Here is an 18,920-nt window from a genome sequence, read left to right as displayed (position 1 = left end):
ATCACTGCGCTACCGCGCAATAATGAGGTGCGTACTAATGCATACTGAAACAATAGTACGGCGAGATCCGTACGAAAAACTCAGCCTGAAAGAAAAAATAGGTTACGGCATGGGTGACGCCGGTTCGGGGATGATCTGGAGCGTTCTGGCGCTATATCTGACCTGGTTTTATACCGATGTCTACGGGCTTGACGCGGGATTAGTCGGTACACTATTTCTGGTTGTCCGTGTATTTGACGCGTTTAGCGACCCAGCCATGGGGGCTATTTGCGACCGAACCCGAACTCGTTGGGGCAAGTTCCGTCCATGGTTGCTGTGGATGGCGGTGCCGTTCGGCCTGTGTGCCGTCCTGATGTTTACCACCCCAGATTTGAGTATGAACGGTAAAATTATTTACGCCTGGATTACCTATCTGGTTATGTCCTTAATTTATACCGCCATTAATATTCCCTATTGTTCGGTAGGCGGCGTGATTACGCTTAATCAAAAGGAACGAATGGGATGTCTGTCCTGGCGTTTTTTCCTGAATGGGTTAGCCACCTTAATTATCTCATCGTCTATTCTGCCATTAACCGATTGGCTGGGGAATGGCGATCGCGCCTCGGGTTTCCAGATGACGATGATGATCATGGGTGGCGCCGCAACCTTAATGTTCCTGTTTTGCTTCTCCAGCATTAAAGAACGCGTCGTTTCAATCAAGGAAAATGAATCGTTAATAAAAGATCTGAAAGATATTGCCAGAAATGATCAGTGGCTATTGATGATTTCCATCACCTTCCTCAACGTCTTCCCGGCCTTTATTCGTGGTGGTGTCACCATCTATTACGCCACCTACGTGATGAAAGAGTCCGTTGGCTTTATTACTTTCTTTATGGCGCTGGGCGTAGCCTGCAATATGTTAGGCAGCGTCATTGCAAAACCGCTGACCGACCGTTTCGACAAGGTGGTGCTGTTCCGCGTTATCAACATCATTCTTGGCCTGCTATCGCTGGCGCTGTGGTTTATCGATCCAACGTCGCTGACGCCGCTACTGTCACTGTTCATCGTGATTAACATTCTGCATTTAATCCAGTCCGGCCCCATTCTTTGGGCGATGATGTCGGATGTTGACGACTACGGCGACTGGAAATTTGGTAAGCGTCTGACGGGGATTTCCTTTGCCGGCAACCTGTTTATGTTGAAGATGGGCTTAGCCGTTGCGGGCGCTATCGTCGCCTGGATTCTGGCCTACACCGGCTACGTTGCCAACAAACCCGAGCAAAATCCACAAACCATCAACGGCATCATCATGATGTTCTCATTGCTGCCGATGGCCAGCTATTTCATCAGCGCGTTTATGGTGCGCTACTTCAAGCTCAATAACTCGTTCCTCGAGAAAATTAAAAGTGACCTCGCGAAACGCGAACTGGAAAAGGGTCGTAACCTACCGCAGGAGTTAAAAGATGTCCCTGTCGTTTGATATTAAAAAAGGCCAGCGTATAGATCTGTGGCTGAAAGAGGCACAGCCGACAACGCAGCCGTTATTTGTTATTCACGTAAACGGCACAATGGTGTTTAAAATTCAGGAAGCATCGCGCTACTACCAATATTTTACCTGGACGGCGTGGCAGGATGGCGTCGCCCATCTGGAGTGGCTGGCGGCGCACAGCGAAATATCGCTGTGCTATACCTGGCACCCGGATTCACTCTCGACCAACGGTGTCTCTTTTATTTCGACACAGGCAGATGACTTCCGTTTACTGAATAACGATGATCTCGCAGACGGGTATCAGCAGGAGCCGCTTCGCCCAGCATTACACTTTTCACCGCGCACCGGCTGGATGAACGATCCGAACGGCCTGCATTACCAAAACGGTGAATGGCATCTGTTCTACCAATACCATCCGCACTCAACGCAGTGGGGGCCGATGCACTGGAATCATGCCGTTAGCCGCGATCTGTACCACTGGCGGCACTACCCTATTTTTCTCCAGCCAGAGCAAAATTTAACGGCATTGGGCGCGACAGGCGGCGCCTTCTCCGGTAGCGCCTACACTGATAAACAAGGCCAAACCCGCTTCTGGTATACCGAACGCCTCCCGGCTTATGACCTGTATCGTGGCTATCGCGAAGTGCAAAAGATGGCCGTGCCAGGCAAATATAACGATAAGCCCGCAATGGTAAAAACCGTCCTGACCGACCTCCCTCCGGGCGTCGACTGCGATTTCCGCGATCCCAAAGTCTGGTATGAAGAGGCCGATAAGACGTTCTATATGATCCTCGGCGCGTCGGTCAACGGCGATCCCGCTATGCTGTTGTTCCACTCCGAGGACAGCGAAAACTGGGCATTCCATCATGTCCTTTACGTCGCCCCCGCCTACTTTCGTGAGAACGGTGGCCGCTGCATAGAGTGCCCTGACTTCTTTTGCCTCGACGGCGTGTGGGTGTTGATCATCGGGGTAGTCGGCTACACCGAACCCACGACGGGACGTCATAATCTGCTGTTCGCGCAAACCGGGGAGTTCCGCAACGGCAACTTCATCCCCTCCACGCAGCCGCTACAAACTCTCGATTTCGGCACGGATTTCTATGCGCTGCAAACCTGGGGCGAGGCTGACCAACGCATCGGCTTTGCCTGGCTGTATAACTGGGCAACGCAGAAGACCGTCGATTCTGCATACTGCGGCGAAATGTCACTGCCGCGCCGCTTCCATCTGAATGACAAGCAGCAGTTGTGCATGACGCCGGTACGCCCCCCAGAATCACTGGAGGTTAGCCAACATGTACTGAAAGACCGTCTCGTCTGGTCTTCCGCCGAAGGCGTTAAGGCCTGCGCGATCGATTTCACCGCCACCGCGCCTTTCTGCCTGACATTAACTGGCGATAACGGCCAGCAAATTACCCTGGCACATGACGGCACAACCCTGACCCTCAGTGAACAAGGCCAGGACGATGGGCGCTACAGCACGCCGCTGGCCGATGTCGGTGACATTACGTTGTTCTTCGACGCCGGTATTGTTGAAGTCTTTGCCCTCCAGGGCAGCGTTTGCGGTACCCGCCGCTATTACTCCTGTAGCCATCTGACTCAAGTACAGATAACGGGCGCCCCGGCGACGCTCACACACTATCAGTCAACGTATTCCCAGAAATAATACCGGGTTTTATTTTCGAGAAGGATTTATTTATGACGAGCAATAACCACTACGACGTCACTCAATGGCACGTTGGGAATCCCTATAAAGATATCGGTGAAGTTATCAACAGCATCATTGCAGATATTAAGCGTCGACAAACGGAAACTGATATTAATGATGGCGGCAAACCCGGTGCGGCTATCTATATTCCCCCGGGAGACTATCACCTGACAACTCAGGTATTGATAGATATCAGCTATCTGAAAATTATGGGGGCGGGCCACGGCTTTGTTTCTTCCAGCATTCGTTTTAATACTCCGGCCAATGAATGGGAAAATTTACACGATCTCTGGCCGGGCGGTAGTCGTATTCTGGTCGATCTCATCCCCCAATCGGGTGATGAGGAATGGGCCGGTGCAGCGTTTTATGTGAAGCGCAGCGGTGCTCCGCGCATTAGCTCGGTCGCTTTTGAAAATTTCTGCATTGATGGTCTACACTTTGTCGATGACGCGTCAGGCAATAATGACCCCGAGAATACCTACATCAATGGTAAAACAGGAATTTATATCGCCACGGCGCAGGACTCCTTCCGCATCACGGGAATGGGCTTTATCTATCTGGAGCATGGTCTCACCACCTATAATAGCGATGCGATGGCGATTCATAATAACTTTATCGCCGAGTGCGGGAACTGCATTGAGCTGCGCGGTGCCGGACAGGCATCGAAAATAACCGATAACCTAATCGGTGCAGGATATAAAGGCTACTCCATTTACGCGCAGAACTTCGGCGGGCTGCTGATCGCCACCAACAATATATTCCCCCGTGGTTCAAGCAGCGTGCATTTATCTGGCGTGGTGCGTTCTTCAATAACCAGCAACCGCTTCCATTCGTTCTATCCGGGAATGCTGGTACTGGAAGAAAATTGCACGGAAAATCTGGTTTCCGCCAACCATTTCTTACGTGACCACGAGCCCTGGCCGCCGATGCAGGGTTACAACAATGGCTTAGAAGATTCATACGGCTTGCTGCATATCAACGGTAGCAATAACTCGATAATATCCAACCATATTTCGGAGACTATCGATACGCAATATCTCAAACCGGCGAACACAAAACCGGTCATCATTCGTGTCGTTGCCGGGAAAGGAAACTATATTGCCAACAACCATATTGTTGCCACGACCGAAGTATCAACCTCGCAGCCGTCAACCTCAGAAGAAGATGCCTGCTTTGCAGCACAGGTCGAGGCCTTGTTAACGACCGCCAGCCTGAAACCGCTGGATGTTACCGCAGTACTGGTGGAGAAAGCATCGCAGCACAATACGATCCTCGATTCGGGCACCGATTCACAGGTAACACTGGACAGGACGGCTAACGCTTTCCGCGCAACGCCTGCGCTCACCGCGTTGCAGTAGGGAGAATACGATGAATCACAACAAGATTGCCTGTATCGGTGAGATGCTGATTGATTTCGTGTGTACCGATATCGGCATTGGCCTGAAGAATGGCGAAAAATTTCTAAAAAAAGCAGGCGGCGCACCGGCCAACGTCGCCATTGCCATTAACCGTAGCGGTGGCCAGGCAAAGCTGGCGACGAAAGTGGGTCTCGATCCTTTTGGCGATTTTCTGATGGAGGCCCTACGGCCTGACAACATCGATATGTCAGGGCTAGCACGCAGCGTCACGCCCACCACGCTGGCCTTTGTGGCTCTGCAAAGCGACGGCGAGCGCGATTTTACCTTCTGTCGCGGCGCGGACGCCGAACTGGCGTGGCAGGATCTGCCCAATGACTTTCTCGACGATGTCGGCATCGTTCACTTTGGGGCCGCAACCGGGTTGCTGGATGGCGAACTTTATTCCACCTACCAGCGCCTTTTGCAGGAAGCCCGTCAACGAAACATCATCATCTCATTCGATCCCAACTACCGGGATGGGCTCTGGGGCGACAAGCCACAGGAATTTATCACGCGTTGTAAGCCCTGGTTCCACCAGACGGATATCGTCAAGGTCAGCGAAGAGGAGCTTGCCTTTCTCACCGGAGAAGAAACGAATGAGAAGGGCTGTGAGCAACTGCACCAGGCGGGCGTCAGCTATGTCACCGTCACCTGCGGGCACCGAGGGACATGGCTCAGCCATCGCTCCGGTAGGCAGCAGCTGGTTCCGTCTATCGCCATTGACTCCATTGATTCAACCGGAGCCGGTGACGCTTTTATTGGCGCATTGCTGCAGCAAATGGCAAAACCGGATTGTCAGTTTGATAACTACGATCACATGCAGAGGGCCGTTCTCTGGGCCAACGTCTGCGGCGCGCTAACCTGCACTCGATTTGGCGCGATCGACGCCATCCCTGATGCCCACGAGGTGAATAGCTATCTCGGCCTGCAAGCTTAGAGACGAGCGATGTAACCGGGCTACGATGGGCTAGCCCGGCTACCGCGCTTAGACGTCCTTCACCCGCGCGGTCATCGCCAGTGTTACCACCGAAATCCCCGCAATCACCCAGTACACCGAGAAGTGGCCAAAGCTCTGCGCCAGCGCCCCCTGTACAATCCCCGCGAGGATCACCCCGGTCGAGATGCTGTTGGTGAACAGCGTGGTCGCCGCCCCGGCGCGACCCGGCATCAGGTCCTGGAACCACAGCATGCCAATCCCGGCGACAATGCCGATAAACACAGCGTTAAACAGCTGTAATATCAGCAGCGCGGTATGGCTGTGGAAGAAGATAAGCCCAACGTAGAACAGCACCCCAGCGGCTACCGCAGTGACCATCATCCGACGCTTACCGAAGTGCTTCACGTAGTAGCCCGCAACGATCATCGCCGGAATCTCCAGACCGGCGGCAGTGCCCATCAGGATCCCCGCGAGGCTATCCGGCAGGCCGAGATCGCTACTGATCCACAGCGGCATATCGATGATATACATGGTGTTACAGGTCCACATCAGCGTGGAAGCGATAAACAGCATGCGTACGTTACTGTCTTTCCAGCCGCTAATCTGATTCTGCACCACATCAGCAGGTTGCTCGACTCGCGCCACCGAGGGTAGCGTGAGCGCGATCAGCGTCAGGCTCAGGATAAAGATCCCCGCCGCGATGGCGAACATGGTGGTAAAGCCGTAGTTCAGCGCCAGCATAAACGCCAGCGGCGGGCCAATCACCCACGCCAGCGACAGCTGGGCACGCATCACCGAGCTGAACATCACCACCTCGCGCGCCGAGCTGTCGGCGTACTCACGGGCCAGCGCAAACAGCTGCGGCATCGCGGCATTGGCAATGGACGCCAGCATCACGCCGCAGGTAATCAGCGTCAGGTAGTGGCGGTTGAAGGCAAAAAGCAGCGCGTTACCTACCGCCATCAGGCAGCAAAACATAATCAGCTTGCGCCGGTCGCCCCGGCTGTCGGAACGCTTGGCCAGCGCCAGGCTGACCGCAATCCCGGCGATCGCGTTAACGGTGTAAAACAGGCCGACCCAGAACGGCTGGACGCCCACTTCACGGCTGAGAAACAGGCTCAGCGTCGGCGCCTGTAGCGCCCCCGCCACGCCCATCATAAATGCCACCAGCATAAAAGCGGCGTATACACCGTTGAGACGTCGTCCCATCGTCATTAACCAGAGCATGTGAAATCCTTTAAGCACACGAAAGAATAAAAAAAAGCCAGCAGATAATACCTGCTGGCAAATACTCAGTCACACATGATTTGGCGAATTAATGCTCAGAGGCCGATTTCGTAACTTCCCATTGCATCAGAGAGTTCAGCACTTCAAGCCGCTGTGCCGTTGCCTGGCGGGCCAGCCAGGAAACATTTTTGGTCGCTGCGAAATAACGCTGGTAAAACTGATGGATGGTAGACCTCTTCATACACACCTCCTCGCTTCATCGAAATCCATTATTGGCCTAATATAGGGATTAATAAATTGCTGAGTTTTTATCAGGAGTTCCCCTTTTATGCCTTCAGGTCGCTTACAGCAGCAGTTCATCCGTTTATGGCAGTGCTGCGAGGGAAAATCGCAGGAAACCACGCTTAACGATCTGGCGGCACTGCTGAGCTGTTCACGCCGCCATATGCGGACATTACTCAACACCATGGAGGCACGCGGCTGGCTAACCTGGGAGGCGGAGGCCGGGCGCGGCAAGCGTTCCAGACTCACGTTCCTCTATACCGGGCTGGCGCTGCAGCAGCAGCGCGCTGAGGATCTGCTGGAGCAAGATCGCATCGATCAGTTGGTACAGCTGGTCGGCGATAAAGCGGCGGTACGCCAGATGCTGGTGTCGCATCTGGGGCGCAGCTTCCGTCAGGGTCGCCACATTCTGCGGGTGCTTTATTATCGCCCGATGCACAATCTGCTGCCCGGCACCGCGCTTCGCCGCTCGGAAACCCACATCGCCCGGCAGATTTTCAACGCCTTAACGCGGGTAAATGAGGCAAATGGGGAACTGGAAGCCGATATTGCTCACCATTGGCAGGAAATTTCCCCCTTACACTGGCGTTTTTATTTGCGTCCCGGCATCCACTTCCATCATGGGCGCGAACTGGAGATGGAAGACGTTATTGCCTCACTGGAGCGCAGCATGACGCTGCCGCTGTTCTCCAACATCGCGCAGATCCACTCTCCCACCGCCTGGGTGCTGGACGTGCATCTGGCCGAGCCTGACCGCTGGCTGCCGTGGCTACTGAGCCAGGTATCGGCGATGATCCTGCCGCGTGAATGGCAAACGCTGCCCAATTTCTCGCGTATGCCGGTGGGTACAGGGCCTTACTCCGTCGCGCGCAACAACCTTAACCAACTGAAGATCCTTGCCTTTGAAGACTATTTCGGTTTCCGGGCGCTGATCGACGAGGTTAACGTGTGGGTGCTACCAGAAATCAGCGAAGCGCCAAACGGCGGCCTGACGCTCGAAGGCTCTACCGAAAGTGAAAAAGCCGTCGAAAGTCGGCTGGAAGAAGGCTGCTATTACCTGCTGTTCGATGCGCGTAGCACATTGGGCCGCAATCCAACGGTACGCCAGTGGCTGAGCCATCTGTTTCATCCCAACAATCTGCTCTACCGCGCGGGCGAGCAGCATCAGAGCCACTGGTTTCCCGCCTACGGCCTGCTGCCGCGCTGGCACCATGCGCGCAGCCGCGCCTGCGACAAACCGGCCGGGCTGGAGTCTATCACCCTCACCTACTATCGGGATCACGCCGAGCACCGGACCATCGGCCAGATTATGGAAACGCTGCTGGCGGAGCATCAGGTCAAGCTCAACATTCAGGAAGTGGACTATGACGAATGGCATCGCGGCGAGGTGGTCAGCGATATCTGGCTCAACAGCGCCAATTTTACGCTGCCGCTCGATTTCTCACTGTTTGCCTATCTGTATGAAGTGCCGATGATTCGCCATTGTATCCCCATTGACTGGGAGCAGGACGCGCGGCGCTGGCGCGCGGGCAACCTGCCGCAGGCCGACTGGTGCCAGCAGTTGCTCGCGAATCAATCGGTGGTGCCGCTGATTCACCACTGGCTGATGCTCCAGGGGCAGCGCAGTATGCGCGGCGTACGGATGAATACGCTGGGCTGGTTTGACTTTAAATCCGCCTGGTTTGCGCCGCCGGAACCGTAGGGCTTTTGATTTATTCACGTAATCATTACAATGTGCCGTTCTCAACGGGGTGCTGTGCGTTATGCGCGGCTGAGAGAGACCCGTCGAACCTGATCCGGATAATCCCGGCGAAGGGATTTGAGGCTAACTCAAAATCCTTTGCCACCCATTTACTGAGGTGCAAAGTGCTCAAGAAATTACTCCCCCTGCTGATGCTGGTTGCCGCGCCCGCGTTCGCGAAACCCGTGCTGACGGTCTATACCTACGACTCCTTTGCTGCCGACTGGGGCCCTGGCCCGACGGTGAAAAAAGCGTTTGAAGCCGACTGCGACTGCGAGCTGAAATTCGTGGCGCTGGAAGACGGCGTCTCGCTGCTCAACCGTCTGCGCATGGAAGGGAAAAATAGCAAAGCGGACGTGGTGCTGGGGCTGGATAACAACCTCTTGCAGGCCGCAACCGACACTAAACTGTTTGCTAAAAGCAACGTTCCGGCCAGCGCCGTCAGCGTGCCGGGCGGCTGGAGCAACGACACCTTCGTGCCGTTCGACTACGGCTACTTCGCTTTCGTCTACGATAAAAACAAGCTGAAAAACCCGCCGAAGAGCCTGAAAGAGCTGGTTGAGAGCGACCAGAAATGGCGCGTCATCTACCAGGATCCTCGCACCAGCACACCGGGCTTAGGTCTGCTGCTGTGGATGCAGAAAGTGTACGGCGATAAAGCGCCGGAAGCCTGGCAGAAACTGGCAGCGAAGACCGTCACCGTCACCAAAGGCTGGAGCGAAGCCTACGGCCTGTTCCTGAAAGGGGAAGGCGACCTGGTGCTGAGCTATACCACCTCGCCGGCCTACCACATCATTGAAGAGAAGAAAGACAACTACGCCGCGGCGCCGTTTGCCGAAGGCCACTACCTGCAAGTCGAAGTGGCGGCAAAAACCGCGGCCAGCAAGCAGCAAAAACTGGCGGACAAATTCCTGCAATTTATGGTCTCTCCGGCTTTCCAGAACGCCATCCCGACCGGCAACTGGATGTATCCGGTCACTCAGGTTGCGCTGCCGGAAGGCTTTAACAGCCTGGTGAAACCGCAGACCTCGCTTGAGTTCACGCCGCAGCAGGTCGCCAGCGAACGTCAGAACTGGATTAATACATGGCTCCGCGCCGCCAGCCGCTAATTCCGGGTTGGCTCTACCCAGGACTCACGGCCACCGCACTAATGGTGGCCGTCGCTCTGGCGGCTTTTCTGGCGCTGTGGTTCAACGCCCCCGAAACATCGTGGTCAACGTTGCTCGGCGATAGCTACCTGTGGCACGTGGTGCGCTTCTCCTTCTGGCAGGCGTTTCTCTCCGCGCTGCTGTCGGTGCTGCCCGCCATTTTCCTGGCCCGCGCGCTCTATCGACGCCGTTTCCCCGGTCGTCAGCTACTGCTGCGCCTGTGCGCGATGACTCTCATTCTGCCGGTACTGGTCGCCGTATTCGGCATTCTCACCGTCTACGGTCGTCAGGGATGGCTGGCGCAGCTGTACGCCTGGCTCGGCTGGCAGTGGAATTTTTCCCCCTACGGCCTGCAGGGCATTCTGCTGGCGCACGTCTTTTTCAACATGCCGATGGCCACCCGCCTGCTGCTGCAGGCGCTGGAGCAAATCCCCGGCGAGCAGCGCCAGCTCGCGGCACAGCTCGGGATGCGCGGCTACCCGTTCTTCCGCTACGTGGAATGGCCCTGGATGCGGCGACAGATTCTGCCCATCGCCACGCTGATTTTTATGCTCTGCTTCGCCAGCTTCGCCACCGTGTTGTCGCTGGGCGGCGGGCCTTCTGCCACCACGATTGAGCTGGCAATTTACCAGGCGCTAAATTTTGATTACGATCCGGCGCGGGCGGCGATGCTGGCGCTGATTCAGATGACCTGCTGCCTGGCGCTGGTGCTGCTTAGCCAGCGTATGAGCCGGACCATTGCGGTGGGCAATAGCCAGATTCAAGGCTGGCGTGACCCTGAAGATCGCTGGCACAGCCGTATCGCCGACGGAGTACTTATCTTCCTGACCCTGCTGTTACTGCTGCCGCCGCTGCTGGCGGTAGTGGTGGATGGCATTCACCCGTCGATGCTTTCCGTCTTTAGCCAGCCGATTTTATGGCAGGCGCTGGGCACGTCGCTACGTATCGCCCTCGCCGCCGGTCTGCTTTGCGTGGCGCTGACCATGATGCTGCTGTGGAGCAGCCGCGAGCTGCGGGCGCGTAATCAGCCGCTCGCCGGGCAGGCTATGGAACTCAGCGGGATGCTGATCCTCGCCATGCCGGGGATCGTGCTGGCTACCGGCTTCTTCCTGCTGCTTAACAATACCATCGGCCTGCCCGACTCCGCCGACGGTATTGTGATTTTCACCAACGCGCTGATGGCGGTACCCTACGCGCTGAAAGTACTGGAAACACCGATGCGCGATATCACCGCACGCTACAGCATTCTGTGCGAGTCGCTTGGGCTTAGCGGGTTTAATCGCCTGCGGGTGATTGAATTACGCGCGCTCAAACGACCGCTGGCCCAGGCGCTGGCGTTTGCCTGCGTGCTGTCGATCGGTGATTTCGGCGTGGTGGCGCTGTTCGGCAACGAGAATTTCCGCACGCTGCCGTTTTATCTCTACCAGCAGATTGGCGCCTACCGCAGTCAGGATGGGGCGGTGACCGCGATGATTCTGCTGCTGCTCTGCTTCCTGCTCTTTACCGTGATTGAAAAGTTACCCGGACGCCATGCTAAAACTGAATGATGTGACCTGGCTGTATCAGCACCTGCCGATGCGCTTTAGCGCCACGATTGCGCAGGGCGAGAAAATCGCGGTGCTCGGCCCAAGCGGCGCGGGGAAATCGACGCTGCTCAATCTGATCGCTGGTTTTCTGACGCCCGCCAGCGGCACCATCATGCTGGAAGGCCGCGTCCATACGCATACGCCGCCGTCCCAGCGCCCGGTGTCGATGCTGTTTCAGGAAAATAATCTCTTCAGCCACCTGACGGTGCGCCAGAATATCAGCCTGGGGATGAGCCCGCGGCTGAAGCTCACCGCCGACCAGCAGCGTCGGTTACAGGTTATTGCCGGGCAGATGGGAATTGAATCAATGCTGGAGCGGCTCCCCGGCGAACTCTCCGGCGGCCAGCGTCAGCGCGCCGCGCTGGCCCGCTGCCTGGTGCGCCAGCAGCCCATTCTGCTGCTGGACGAACCCTTTTCCGCGCTCGACCCTGCTCTGCGTCAGGAGATGCTGCAATTAGTCGATGACGTGTGTGAGCGCCAGAGCCTGACGCTGCTGATGGTGTCGCACAGCATTGAAGACGCGGCGCGAATCGCGGCGCGGGCAATGGTGGTGGCGGAAGGGCGTATCGCCTGGGATGGTAAGACCGAAGCGCTGCTGAGCGGTAAGACCAGCGCTTCGGCACTGTTAGGTATCGCTGAGTGAGGGATTGCCGGATGGCGGCTGCGCCTTATCCGGCCTACAAATGGGTACGCGCGTAGGCCGGATGGCGGCTGCGCCTTATCCGGCAGGTTACAGCCCCACCACCTTACGCAAAATCTCGATATACACCGGCATCAGCGGGTGACGAATCACGCTGACCAGCGCCATCACGCCAACGCCCAGAATCAGCGGTGCCAGAATCAGTAAACGCTGACGCGTCAGCACATTGCTGAGACGGTCATGATTCTCTTTCGCGCTGCGCCACAGCCGCCAGCACAGCCATGCGCCCAGCCACAGCAGCAGCGCCGCCGCCAGCAACAGCCACTTAAAGCTGGCGCTATTTTCATCGGCAGGAATATCAATCGCCGCCCCGGCGAGGATCCCCGGCAGGAAATAGAGCGGCGGCCACAGCAGACAGCCAATGATATTCGGGGGAATAAACCGGGCAATCGGCAGATCGAGCATGCCCGCGACCATGGGCACCACCGGCCGTGTGGGCCCAATGAAGCGGCCGAGCAGAATGGTAAACATGCTGTGCTGATGTAGCGCATATTCGGTTTTATCGAGCAGCGCTTTGTTCTTCTTCATAAACGACCAGCGGTGTAGCGGCTTCTTAAAGCGCCAGCCCAGCCAAAAGGAGATCCAATCGCCCAACAGACAGCCCGCAATCCCCGCCAGCCACGCCTGCCAGAAGTTCACCTCGCCGCTACCGATAAGCGCGCCCAGGCCGGCCATCATCACGGTGCCCGGCAGAATCAGCCCCACTAACGCCAGTGATTCCAGAAACGCCACCAGCGCTACCGCTATCAGCGAGTAAGTTGTGGACTGCGTAATAAAGTGTTCCAGCAATGCTTGCATAGTGTGTCCGGTTTGAAAACGAAGCAGGGATTCTCCAGAGCCCCCTCTGCATCGTCAAGCCATCAATTGTCTAAATAGTTTACTGGCAAAGACAAAAGCCGACACACAGCATTTCCTTTTCTTTACTTTTTATTCACAGCCAGCGCGGAATTCGCTGGGGCTGGCGCCGGTACATTTTTTAAATACCCGGGAGAAATAAAGCTGGTCTTCAAAGCCGACATTGCGTCCAACGCTGGCAATCGGCATGCGCGTTGTGCTCAGCAGCAGCTTGGCCTGGCTAATGCGCTGATCTTCTCGCCAGCTCAGCACGCTAACGCCCAACTGCTGCCGGAAAAGATGCGACAGCCTTGATGGCGACAGGCAGACGTGCTGCGCCACGCTGGCAATATCAAACTGGCTATCGGCAAGGTGGTCGCTGATGTACTGGCAGGCATCGCGCACGCGGTTATCCATCGGCGGATGCAGCGATTCGTTGATCGCCTCCATCCGCCGCAGCAGAAGTTGCTCAAGCAGGTTGATCGCCAGCAGTTCGGAATAGCGCCCTACACCCTGCCCGGCCTCGATAATTTTGCCGAACAGCTCGGAGATTTCGCTCTGGTGCGCTTCATCCGGGCGATAAAAACCGGTCTGTGCCACGATGGCGGGCCAGTTTAACCACTCGTGCCAGTAGGCGCGCGGGCGGAAATAGACCCACTGGTGATACCACTCGCTGGCGTCCGGGTGGCGGCCATAGTGGTGAATTTCGCCCGGCGGGAACAGCAGCATATCGCCCTGGCGGCAGACAAACTGCTTACCCTGATTTTCAATCACCCCTTCTCCGCGCACCGTCAGATTCAGAATGAACCCCTTCATCCCCAGCGGCCGGTCGATAAAAAAGTCCAGGTAGCCACCGGCTTCAATCGGCGTTAGCCCCGCCACCAGGTGGGCGTTAAAGGAATAACCAGGCAGCAGGGGATCGTTTTGCATTTCAGCCATTTCTGCACGCTCTCACTGATATCTAAAGAAACCAATTATCCATATTCGGCTTTTAATCGGTACGGCAGCCGCGCTCAATGAATAACAGAACCGGTGCTGCTGTCAACCCTGTTATTTCAAGGCACTTAGAGAATAAACCCGGAAGATAAACCGGCTAACAACCACAACTGAAGTGTCTATAAAGACGACAGAAAAGTCCACATTGATTATTTGCACGGCGTCACACTTTGAGAGGGCACAGCAAGATCATCCATAAGATTAGCGGTTCCAGCCTGACGTTTTTTTGCGGGGATATCTACTGTTTCACTATCACGTATTCTTTGAGATGGAGTAACACGATGGCAATCGCAATTGGCCTCGATTTTGGCAGTGACTCGGTCCGCGCCCTGGCAGTAGATTGCGCGACGGGGGAAGAAATCGCGACCAGCGTTGAGTGGTATCCGCGCTGGCAGGAAGGGCGTTTCTGCGACGCGCCGAACAACCGTTTTCGCCACCACCCACGCGACTATATAGAATCCATGGAAGCGGCGCTGAAGGGCGTGCTGGCCGAACTCTCCAGCGCACAGCGCGCGGACGTGGTCGGCATCGGCGTCGACAGCACCGGTTCCACCCCGGCACCGATTGACGCAGACGGCAACGTGCTGGCGCTGAAAGAGGCGTTCGCCGACAACCCGAACGCCATGTTCGTCCTGTGGAAAGATCACACCGCAGTAGAAGAAGCAGAGGCCATCACCCGCCTGTGCCACCAGCCGGGCAAAGAAGATTACTCTCGCTATATTGGCGGTATTTACTCCAGCGAATGGTTCTGGGCCAAGATTCTCCACGTGACCCGCGAAGACCGTGCCGTAGCGCAAGCCGCAGCGTCGTGGATTGAACTGTGCGACTGGGTTCCGGCGCTGCTTTCCGGTACCACCCGCCCGCAGGATATCCGCCGCGGCCGCTGTAGCGCCGGGCATAAATCCCTGTGGCACGAAAGCTGGGGCGGCCTGCCGCCGGCGTCGTTCTTCGACGAACTGGATCCCATTATCAACCAGCATCTGCCCTGCCCGCTGTTTAACGAAACCTGGACCGCCGACGTGCCGGTCGGCACGCTAACCGCCGAATGGGCGGAGCGCCTGGGGCTTTCTACCCAAGTCGCCATTTCCGGCGGCGCATTCGATTGTCATATGGGCGCGGTTGGCGCAGGCGCACAGCCTAATGCGCTGGTGAAAGTTATCGGCACCTCAACCTGTGACATCCTGATTGCTGATAAACAGACCGTTGGCAGTCGTACCGTTAAGGGCATCTGCGGTCAGGTGGACGGTAGCGTAGTGCCGGATTTCATCGGTATGGAAGCGGGTCAATCCGCATTCGGCGACATCTATGCCTGGTTTGGCCGCGTGCTTGGCTGGCCGCTGGAGCAGCTTGCCGCACAGCACCCGGAATTGAAAGAACAACTCAAAGCCAGCCAGAAACAGCTGCTTCCCGCGTTGACGGAAGCCTGGGCCGCTAACCCTTCGCTCGACCATCTCCCGGTGGTGCTCGACTGGTTTAACGGCCGCCGCACCCCGAACGCGAATCAGCGCCTGAAAGGGGTCATTACTGATTTAAACCTCGCCACCGACGCCCCGGCGCTGTTTGGCGGTCTGATTGCCGCCACCGCCTTCGGCGCACGCACCATCATGGAGTGCTTCACCGGGCAGGGAATTGCGGTTAACAACGTCATGGCGCTGGGCGGCATCGCGCGTAAAAACCGCGTCATCATGCAGGCCTGCTGCGACGTACTGAACCGTCCGCTGCAAATTGTCGCCTCCGATCAGTGCTGCGCGCTGGGCGCCGCTATCTTCGCCGCGGTGGCCGCCGGCGTTTACGCCGATATCCCGACTGCGCAGGGCAAAATGGCCAGCCGCGTAGAACATACCTTACAGCCGCGCCCGGCGCAGGCTGCACGCTTTGAAGAACTCTATCAGCGCTACCAGCAATGGGCCGAAAGCGCCGAACACCATTATCTCCCTGCTGCTTCGTCGGAAAAAACCGCCGCTACCCGCGCAGCCCTGACTCATTAAAGGATACGAACATGACCGTTTTTGATAATTATGAAGTGTGGTTTGTTATTGGTAGCCAGCATCTGTATGGGCCAGAAACGCTGCGTCAGGTGACGCAAAACGCGGAGCACGTGGTTAATGCACTGAACGCCGAAGGCAAGCTGCCGTGCAAACTGGTGCTGAAGCCGCTGGGCACCCGCCCGGATGAAATCACTGCCATCTGCCGCGACGCGAACTACGACCAGAAATGTGCCGGTCTGGTCGTCTGGCTGCACACCTTCTCTCCGGCGAAGATGTGGATCAACGGCCTCGCCATCCTCAATAAACCGCTGCTGCAGTTCCATACCCAGTTCAACGCGGCGCTGCCGTGGGACAGCATCGATATGGACTTTATGAACCTGAACCAGACCGCACACGGCGGCCGCGAGTTCGGCTTCATCGGCGCGCGCATGCGTCAGCAGCACAGCGTGGTCACCGGCCACTGGCAGGACAAACATGCGCAGGAGCGCATTGGCGCCTGGATGCGTCAGGCGGTCTCTAAGATTGATACCCGTCAGCTAAAAGTTTGCCGCTTTGGCGACAACATGCGTGAAGTGGCCGTCACCGATGGCGATAAAGTCGCAGCGCAGATCAAGTTCGGCTTCTCCGTGAACACGTGGGCGGTAGGCGACCTGGTGCAGGTCGTCAACGCGGTTACCGACGGTGAAATCAGCGCGCTGATTGACGAATACGAAAGCAGCTACCGCTTTACTCCAGCCACCCAGATTCACGGCGACAAGCGCCAGAACGTGCTGGACGCGGCGCGTATCGAACTGGGTATGAAGCGCTTCCTCGAGGAAGGCGGCTTCCACGCCTTCACCACCACCTTTGAAGATTTGCACGGTCTGAAACAGCTTCCTGGCCTCGCCGTACAGCGCCTGATGCAGCAAGGCTACGGCTTTGCGGGCGAAGGCGACTGGAAAACCGCCGCCCTGCTTCGCATTATGAAAGTGATGTCGACCGGTCTACAGGGCGGCACCTCCTTTATGGAAGACTACACCTACCACTTCAACGGTGGTAACGATCTGGTGCTCGGCTCACACATGCTGGAAGTGTGCCCGTCTATCGCGGTGGAAGAGAAACCTCTGCTCGACGTACAACACCTCGGCATCGGCGGTAAGGCCGATCCGGCCCGTCTGATTTTCAACACCCAGACCGGCCCGGCGATCGTCGCCAGCATGATCGATCTTGGCGATCGCTATCGCCTGCTGGTTAACACCATCGAAACCGTGAAAACCCCGCACGACCTGCCGAAACTGCCGGTGGCGAACGCGCTGTGGAAAGCGCATCCGAGCCTCGAAACCGCGTCTGAAGCGTGGATCGTTGCGGGCGGCGCGCACCACACCGTGTTCAGCCATGCGCTGACGCTGGACGATATGCGCCAGTTTGCTGAACTGCATGACATCGAAATTGCGGTGATCGACAACGACACTCGCATGCCGGCCTTTAAAGACGCGCTGCGCTGGAACGAAGTGTATTACGGGTCCAAACGTTAAGCCGCTTTCCCCTCCCCCTAAGGGGTGAGGGGAAATCCAGCATCGTAGGCCGGATAAGCGAAGCGCCATCCGGCATTCAGGAGTTAACATGCTAGAAGATCTTAAACGTCAGGTACTCGAAGCCAACCTGGCCCTGCCCAAACACAATCTGGTCACCCTGACCTGGGGCAACGTCAGCGCCGTCGACCGCGAGCGCGGCGTGCTGGTAATTAAGCCGTCCGGCGTCGATTACAGCGTGATGACCGCCGAAGATATGGTGGTGGTCAGCCTGGAAACCGGAGAAGTGGTGGAAGGGAATAAAAAGCCTTCTTCCGATACACCGACTCATCGCCTGCTGTATCAGGCGTTTCCGACCCTCGGCGGTATCGTGCACACTCATTCGCGCCACGCCACCATCTGGGCGCAGGCCGGGCAGCCCATTCCCGCCACCGGCACCACCCACGCCGACTATTTTTACGGCCCGGTGCCCTGCACGCGCCTGATGACCGATGAGGAAATCAACGGCGACTACGAATGGGAAACCGGCGCGGTAATCGTCGAAACCTTCCGTCAGAACGGTATCGACCCGGCGCAGATGCCCGGCGTGCTGGTCCACTCCCACGGCCCGTTCGCGTGGGGCAAAAACGCCGAAGATGCGGTACATAACGCCATCGTACTGGAAGAGATTGCCTATATGGGCATCTTCTGCCGCCAGCTGGCGCCGCAGTTACCGGAGATGCAGCAGACGCTGCTGGATAAACACTACCTGCGTAAGCACGGCGCGAAAGCGTATTACGGGCAGTAATGTTATCTCCACGCCGAGAAAAGTGCCGGATACGGCGCTTTTCAGGGTGAAATTTAATTTTGGATTATTCACTTCCCCTTTTAATGTTAATATCTTAATAAAACAAGATGTTTTGGCAGGGGCAGTGATGCAACGAGTATATTTCATCGATAAGAAACTTATCACACGTATTTTGATTGAAAATAACATACTTGATATTTATCATGCGTCATCATTCATTATCCCTGTGATTATTATTTTCTTCGTGGCCGGTCTGGCATTCGCTATAAGCACAGCACTGTGGTTAATCATCGTCTCTCTGAGTCTAAACGTCATGATTGTCGCAGCAACCTATCTGTATTCCCTTTGGGTAAAGACAACAATACCGGAGAAGATCGTTCTGACGCCGCATGATATAACTATTGATAATAAAACCTGGCGTTTAGATCAAATAAAAAAGATAAAACTTACCCCCAACATTTATCCAATAAATAAAAAGTCTCTTAACCATTATCGACCATCGCGGACAGCGCTACCGCTATTTTTTAGGATACGGGTACGGCTCCCGTCATGTAATATTTAAAGAGTATGAAGTCTTTTGCCAGGATATGGCCTTTCTTGTGTCTTCCCTTCC

The 18,920-nt window shown here is 56.3% G+C and carries 16 protein-coding genes and 1 riboswitch; of the genes, 12 read left to right on the top strand and 4 right to left on the bottom strand.

Features of this window, described 5'->3' with window-relative positions:
• The first annotated feature begins 37 nt into the window (after positions 1 to 37).
• The 4 genes from M989_RS17530 to M989_RS17515 are packed head-to-tail and all read left to right on the top strand — an operon-like array spanning position 38 to position 5,507.
• Positions 38 to 1,459, top strand: coding sequence for a glycoside-pentoside-hexuronide (GPH):cation symporter (locus M989_RS17530; RefSeq protein ID WP_064547399.1), 1,422 nt, complete (start codon positions 38 to 40; stop codon positions 1,457 to 1,459).
• Positions 1,443 to 3,131 (top strand): glycoside hydrolase family 32 protein, encoded by a 1,689-nt coding sequence (locus tag M989_RS17525; RefSeq protein WP_064547397.1) that lies wholly within the window; start codon positions 1,443 to 1,445, stop codon positions 3,129 to 3,131. The genes M989_RS17530 and M989_RS17525 overlap by 17 nt, the downstream gene beginning before the upstream one ends.
• 32 nt (positions 3,132 to 3,163) lie before the next feature.
• Positions 3,164 to 4,531 carry a NosD domain-containing protein gene (locus tag M989_RS17520; RefSeq protein WP_064547395.1) on the top strand — a complete coding sequence of 456 codons (1,368 nt, stop codon included), beginning with the start codon at positions 3,164 to 3,166 and terminating at the stop codon, positions 4,529 to 4,531.
• A gap of 10 nt (positions 4,532 to 4,541) precedes the next feature.
• On the top strand, positions 4,542 to 5,507 hold the full coding sequence (locus tag M989_RS17515; protein ID WP_064547393.1) for a carbohydrate kinase family protein: 966 nt from the start codon (positions 4,542 to 4,544) through the stop codon (positions 5,505 to 5,507).
• A 48-nt stretch (positions 5,508 to 5,555) separates the two neighbouring features.
• Here M989_RS17515 and M989_RS17510 read toward each other — a convergent pair whose 3' ends face one another.
• Together M989_RS17510 and sgrT are read right to left on the bottom strand one after the other, a co-directional pair.
• Complete coding sequence (locus M989_RS17510; protein WP_064547391.1) at positions 5,556 to 6,734, bottom strand: sugar efflux transporter; 1,179 nt, start codon at positions 6,732 to 6,734, stop codon at positions 5,556 to 5,558.
• An 88-nt stretch (positions 6,735 to 6,822) separates the two neighbouring features.
• Complete coding sequence (gene sgrT / locus M989_RS24800) at positions 6,823 to 6,975, bottom strand: glucose uptake inhibitor SgrT (protein WP_074398820.1); 153 nt, start codon at positions 6,973 to 6,975, stop codon at positions 6,823 to 6,825.
• Between the two features lie 87 nt (positions 6,976 to 7,062).
• Here sgrT and sgrR point away from each other — a divergent pair, with 87 nt between their 5' ends.
• From sgrR to thiQ, 4 genes are all read left to right on the top strand, one after another.
• A complete protein-coding gene (gene sgrR / locus M989_RS17505; protein ID WP_064547389.1) occupies positions 7,063 to 8,718 on the top strand; it encodes an HTH-type transcriptional regulator SgrR in 1,656 nt (551 codons plus the stop codon).
• A gap of 35 nt (positions 8,719 to 8,753) precedes the next feature.
• A riboswitch (TPP riboswitch) is annotated at positions 8,754 to 8,852 on the top strand.
• 30 nt (positions 8,853 to 8,882) lie between these two features.
• On the top strand, positions 8,883 to 9,866 hold the full coding sequence (thiB, locus tag M989_RS17500) for a thiamine ABC transporter substrate binding subunit (RefSeq protein WP_064547493.1): 984 nt from the start codon (positions 8,883 to 8,885) through the stop codon (positions 9,864 to 9,866).
• On the top strand, positions 9,842 to 11,452 hold the full coding sequence (thiP, locus tag M989_RS17495) for a thiamine/thiamine pyrophosphate ABC transporter permease ThiP (RefSeq protein WP_064547387.1): 1,611 nt from the start codon (positions 9,842 to 9,844) through the stop codon (positions 11,450 to 11,452). Before thiB ends, thiP begins: the two co-directional genes overlap by 25 nt.
• Positions 11,436 to 12,134 (top strand): thiamine ABC transporter ATP-binding protein ThiQ, encoded by a 699-nt coding sequence (gene thiQ, locus M989_RS17490; RefSeq protein ID WP_064547385.1) that lies wholly within the window; start codon positions 11,436 to 11,438, stop codon positions 12,132 to 12,134. Before thiP ends, thiQ begins: the two co-directional genes overlap by 17 nt.
• A gap of 87 nt (positions 12,135 to 12,221) precedes the next feature.
• Here thiQ and M989_RS17485 read toward each other — a convergent pair whose 3' ends face one another.
• Together M989_RS17485 and araC are read right to left on the bottom strand one after the other, a co-directional pair.
• Positions 12,222 to 12,989 carry a DedA family protein gene (locus tag M989_RS17485; RefSeq protein WP_064547383.1) on the bottom strand — a complete coding sequence of 256 codons (768 nt, stop codon included), beginning with the start codon at positions 12,987 to 12,989 and terminating at the stop codon, positions 12,222 to 12,224.
• 129 nt (positions 12,990 to 13,118) lie between these two features.
• Positions 13,119 to 13,964, bottom strand: coding sequence for an arabinose operon transcriptional regulator AraC (gene araC, locus M989_RS17480; RefSeq protein WP_064547381.1), 846 nt, complete (start codon positions 13,962 to 13,964; stop codon positions 13,119 to 13,121).
• Positions 13,965 to 14,302: 338 nt separating this feature from the next.
• Here araC and araB point away from each other — a divergent pair, with 338 nt between their 5' ends.
• The 4 genes from araB (at position 14,303) to M989_RS17460 (ending at position 18,869) form a co-directional block, all read left to right on the top strand.
• The gene (gene araB, locus M989_RS17475) at positions 14,303 to 16,009 is read left to right on the top strand and encodes a ribulokinase (protein ID WP_064547380.1); all 1,707 of its coding nucleotides are present in this window, start codon (positions 14,303 to 14,305) and stop codon (positions 16,007 to 16,009) included.
• Between the two features lie 11 nt (positions 16,010 to 16,020).
• Positions 16,021 to 17,523 carry an L-arabinose isomerase gene (gene araA, locus M989_RS17470; protein ID WP_064547378.1) on the top strand — a complete coding sequence of 501 codons (1,503 nt, stop codon included), beginning with the start codon at positions 16,021 to 16,023 and terminating at the stop codon, positions 17,521 to 17,523.
• Between the two features lie 88 nt (positions 17,524 to 17,611).
• Positions 17,612 to 18,307, top strand: coding sequence for an L-ribulose-5-phosphate 4-epimerase (gene araD, locus M989_RS17465; protein ID WP_064547376.1), 696 nt, complete (start codon positions 17,612 to 17,614; stop codon positions 18,305 to 18,307).
• Between the two features lie 46 nt (positions 18,308 to 18,353).
• A complete protein-coding gene (locus M989_RS17460; RefSeq protein ID WP_157093568.1) occupies positions 18,354 to 18,869 on the top strand; it encodes a hypothetical protein in 516 nt (171 codons plus the stop codon).
• Positions 18,870 to 18,920 lie beyond the last annotated feature (51 nt).

It is taken from the genome of Kluyvera georgiana ATCC 51603, assembly GCF_001654985.1.
Lineage (GTDB): Bacteria > Pseudomonadota > Gammaproteobacteria > Enterobacterales > Enterobacteriaceae > Kluyvera > Kluyvera georgiana.
Note: the sequence above shows the minus strand (reverse complement) of the source record. Positions and strands in the feature narration are given on the sequence as shown.

Bases quoted from the DNA above. Each gene is read 5' to 3' on its own strand.
- M989_RS17520 (WP_064547395.1), top strand. From the start codon at position 3,164: ATGACGAGCAATAACCACTACGACGTCACTCAATGGCACGTTGGGAAT.
- araA (WP_064547378.1), top strand. From the start codon at position 16,021: ATGACCGTTTTTGATAATTATGAAGTGTGGTTTGTTATTGGTAGCCAG.
- araD (WP_064547376.1), top strand. From the start codon at position 17,612: ATGCTAGAAGATCTTAAACGTCAGGTACTCGAAGCCAACCTGGCCCTG.
- M989_RS17485 (WP_064547383.1), bottom strand. From the start codon at position 12,989: ATGCAAGCATTGCTGGAACACTTTATTACGCAGTCCACAACTTACTCG.
- M989_RS17510 (WP_064547391.1), bottom strand. From the start codon at position 6,734: ATGCTCTGGTTAATGACGATGGGACGACGTCTCAACGGTGTATACGCC.
- araB (WP_064547380.1), top strand. From the start codon at position 14,303: ATGGCAATCGCAATTGGCCTCGATTTTGGCAGTGACTCGGTCCGCGCC.
- sgrT (WP_074398820.1), bottom strand. From the start codon at position 6,975: ATGAAGAGGTCTACCATCCATCAGTTTTACCAGCGTTATTTCGCAGCG.
- sgrR (WP_064547389.1), top strand. From the start codon at position 7,063: ATGCCTTCAGGTCGCTTACAGCAGCAGTTCATCCGTTTATGGCAGTGC.
- thiQ (WP_064547385.1), top strand. From the start codon at position 11,436: ATGCTAAAACTGAATGATGTGACCTGGCTGTATCAGCACCTGCCGATG.
- M989_RS17525 (WP_064547397.1), top strand. From the start codon at position 1,443: ATGTCCCTGTCGTTTGATATTAAAAAAGGCCAGCGTATAGATCTGTGG.
- thiP (WP_064547387.1), top strand. From the start codon at position 9,842: ATGGCTCCGCGCCGCCAGCCGCTAATTCCGGGTTGGCTCTACCCAGGA.
- araC (WP_064547381.1), bottom strand. From the start codon at position 13,964: ATGGCTGAAATGCAAAACGATCCCCTGCTGCCTGGTTATTCCTTTAAC.
- M989_RS17515 (WP_064547393.1), top strand. From the start codon at position 4,542: ATGAATCACAACAAGATTGCCTGTATCGGTGAGATGCTGATTGATTTC.
- M989_RS17530 (WP_064547399.1), top strand. From the start codon at position 38: ATGCATACTGAAACAATAGTACGGCGAGATCCGTACGAAAAACTCAGC.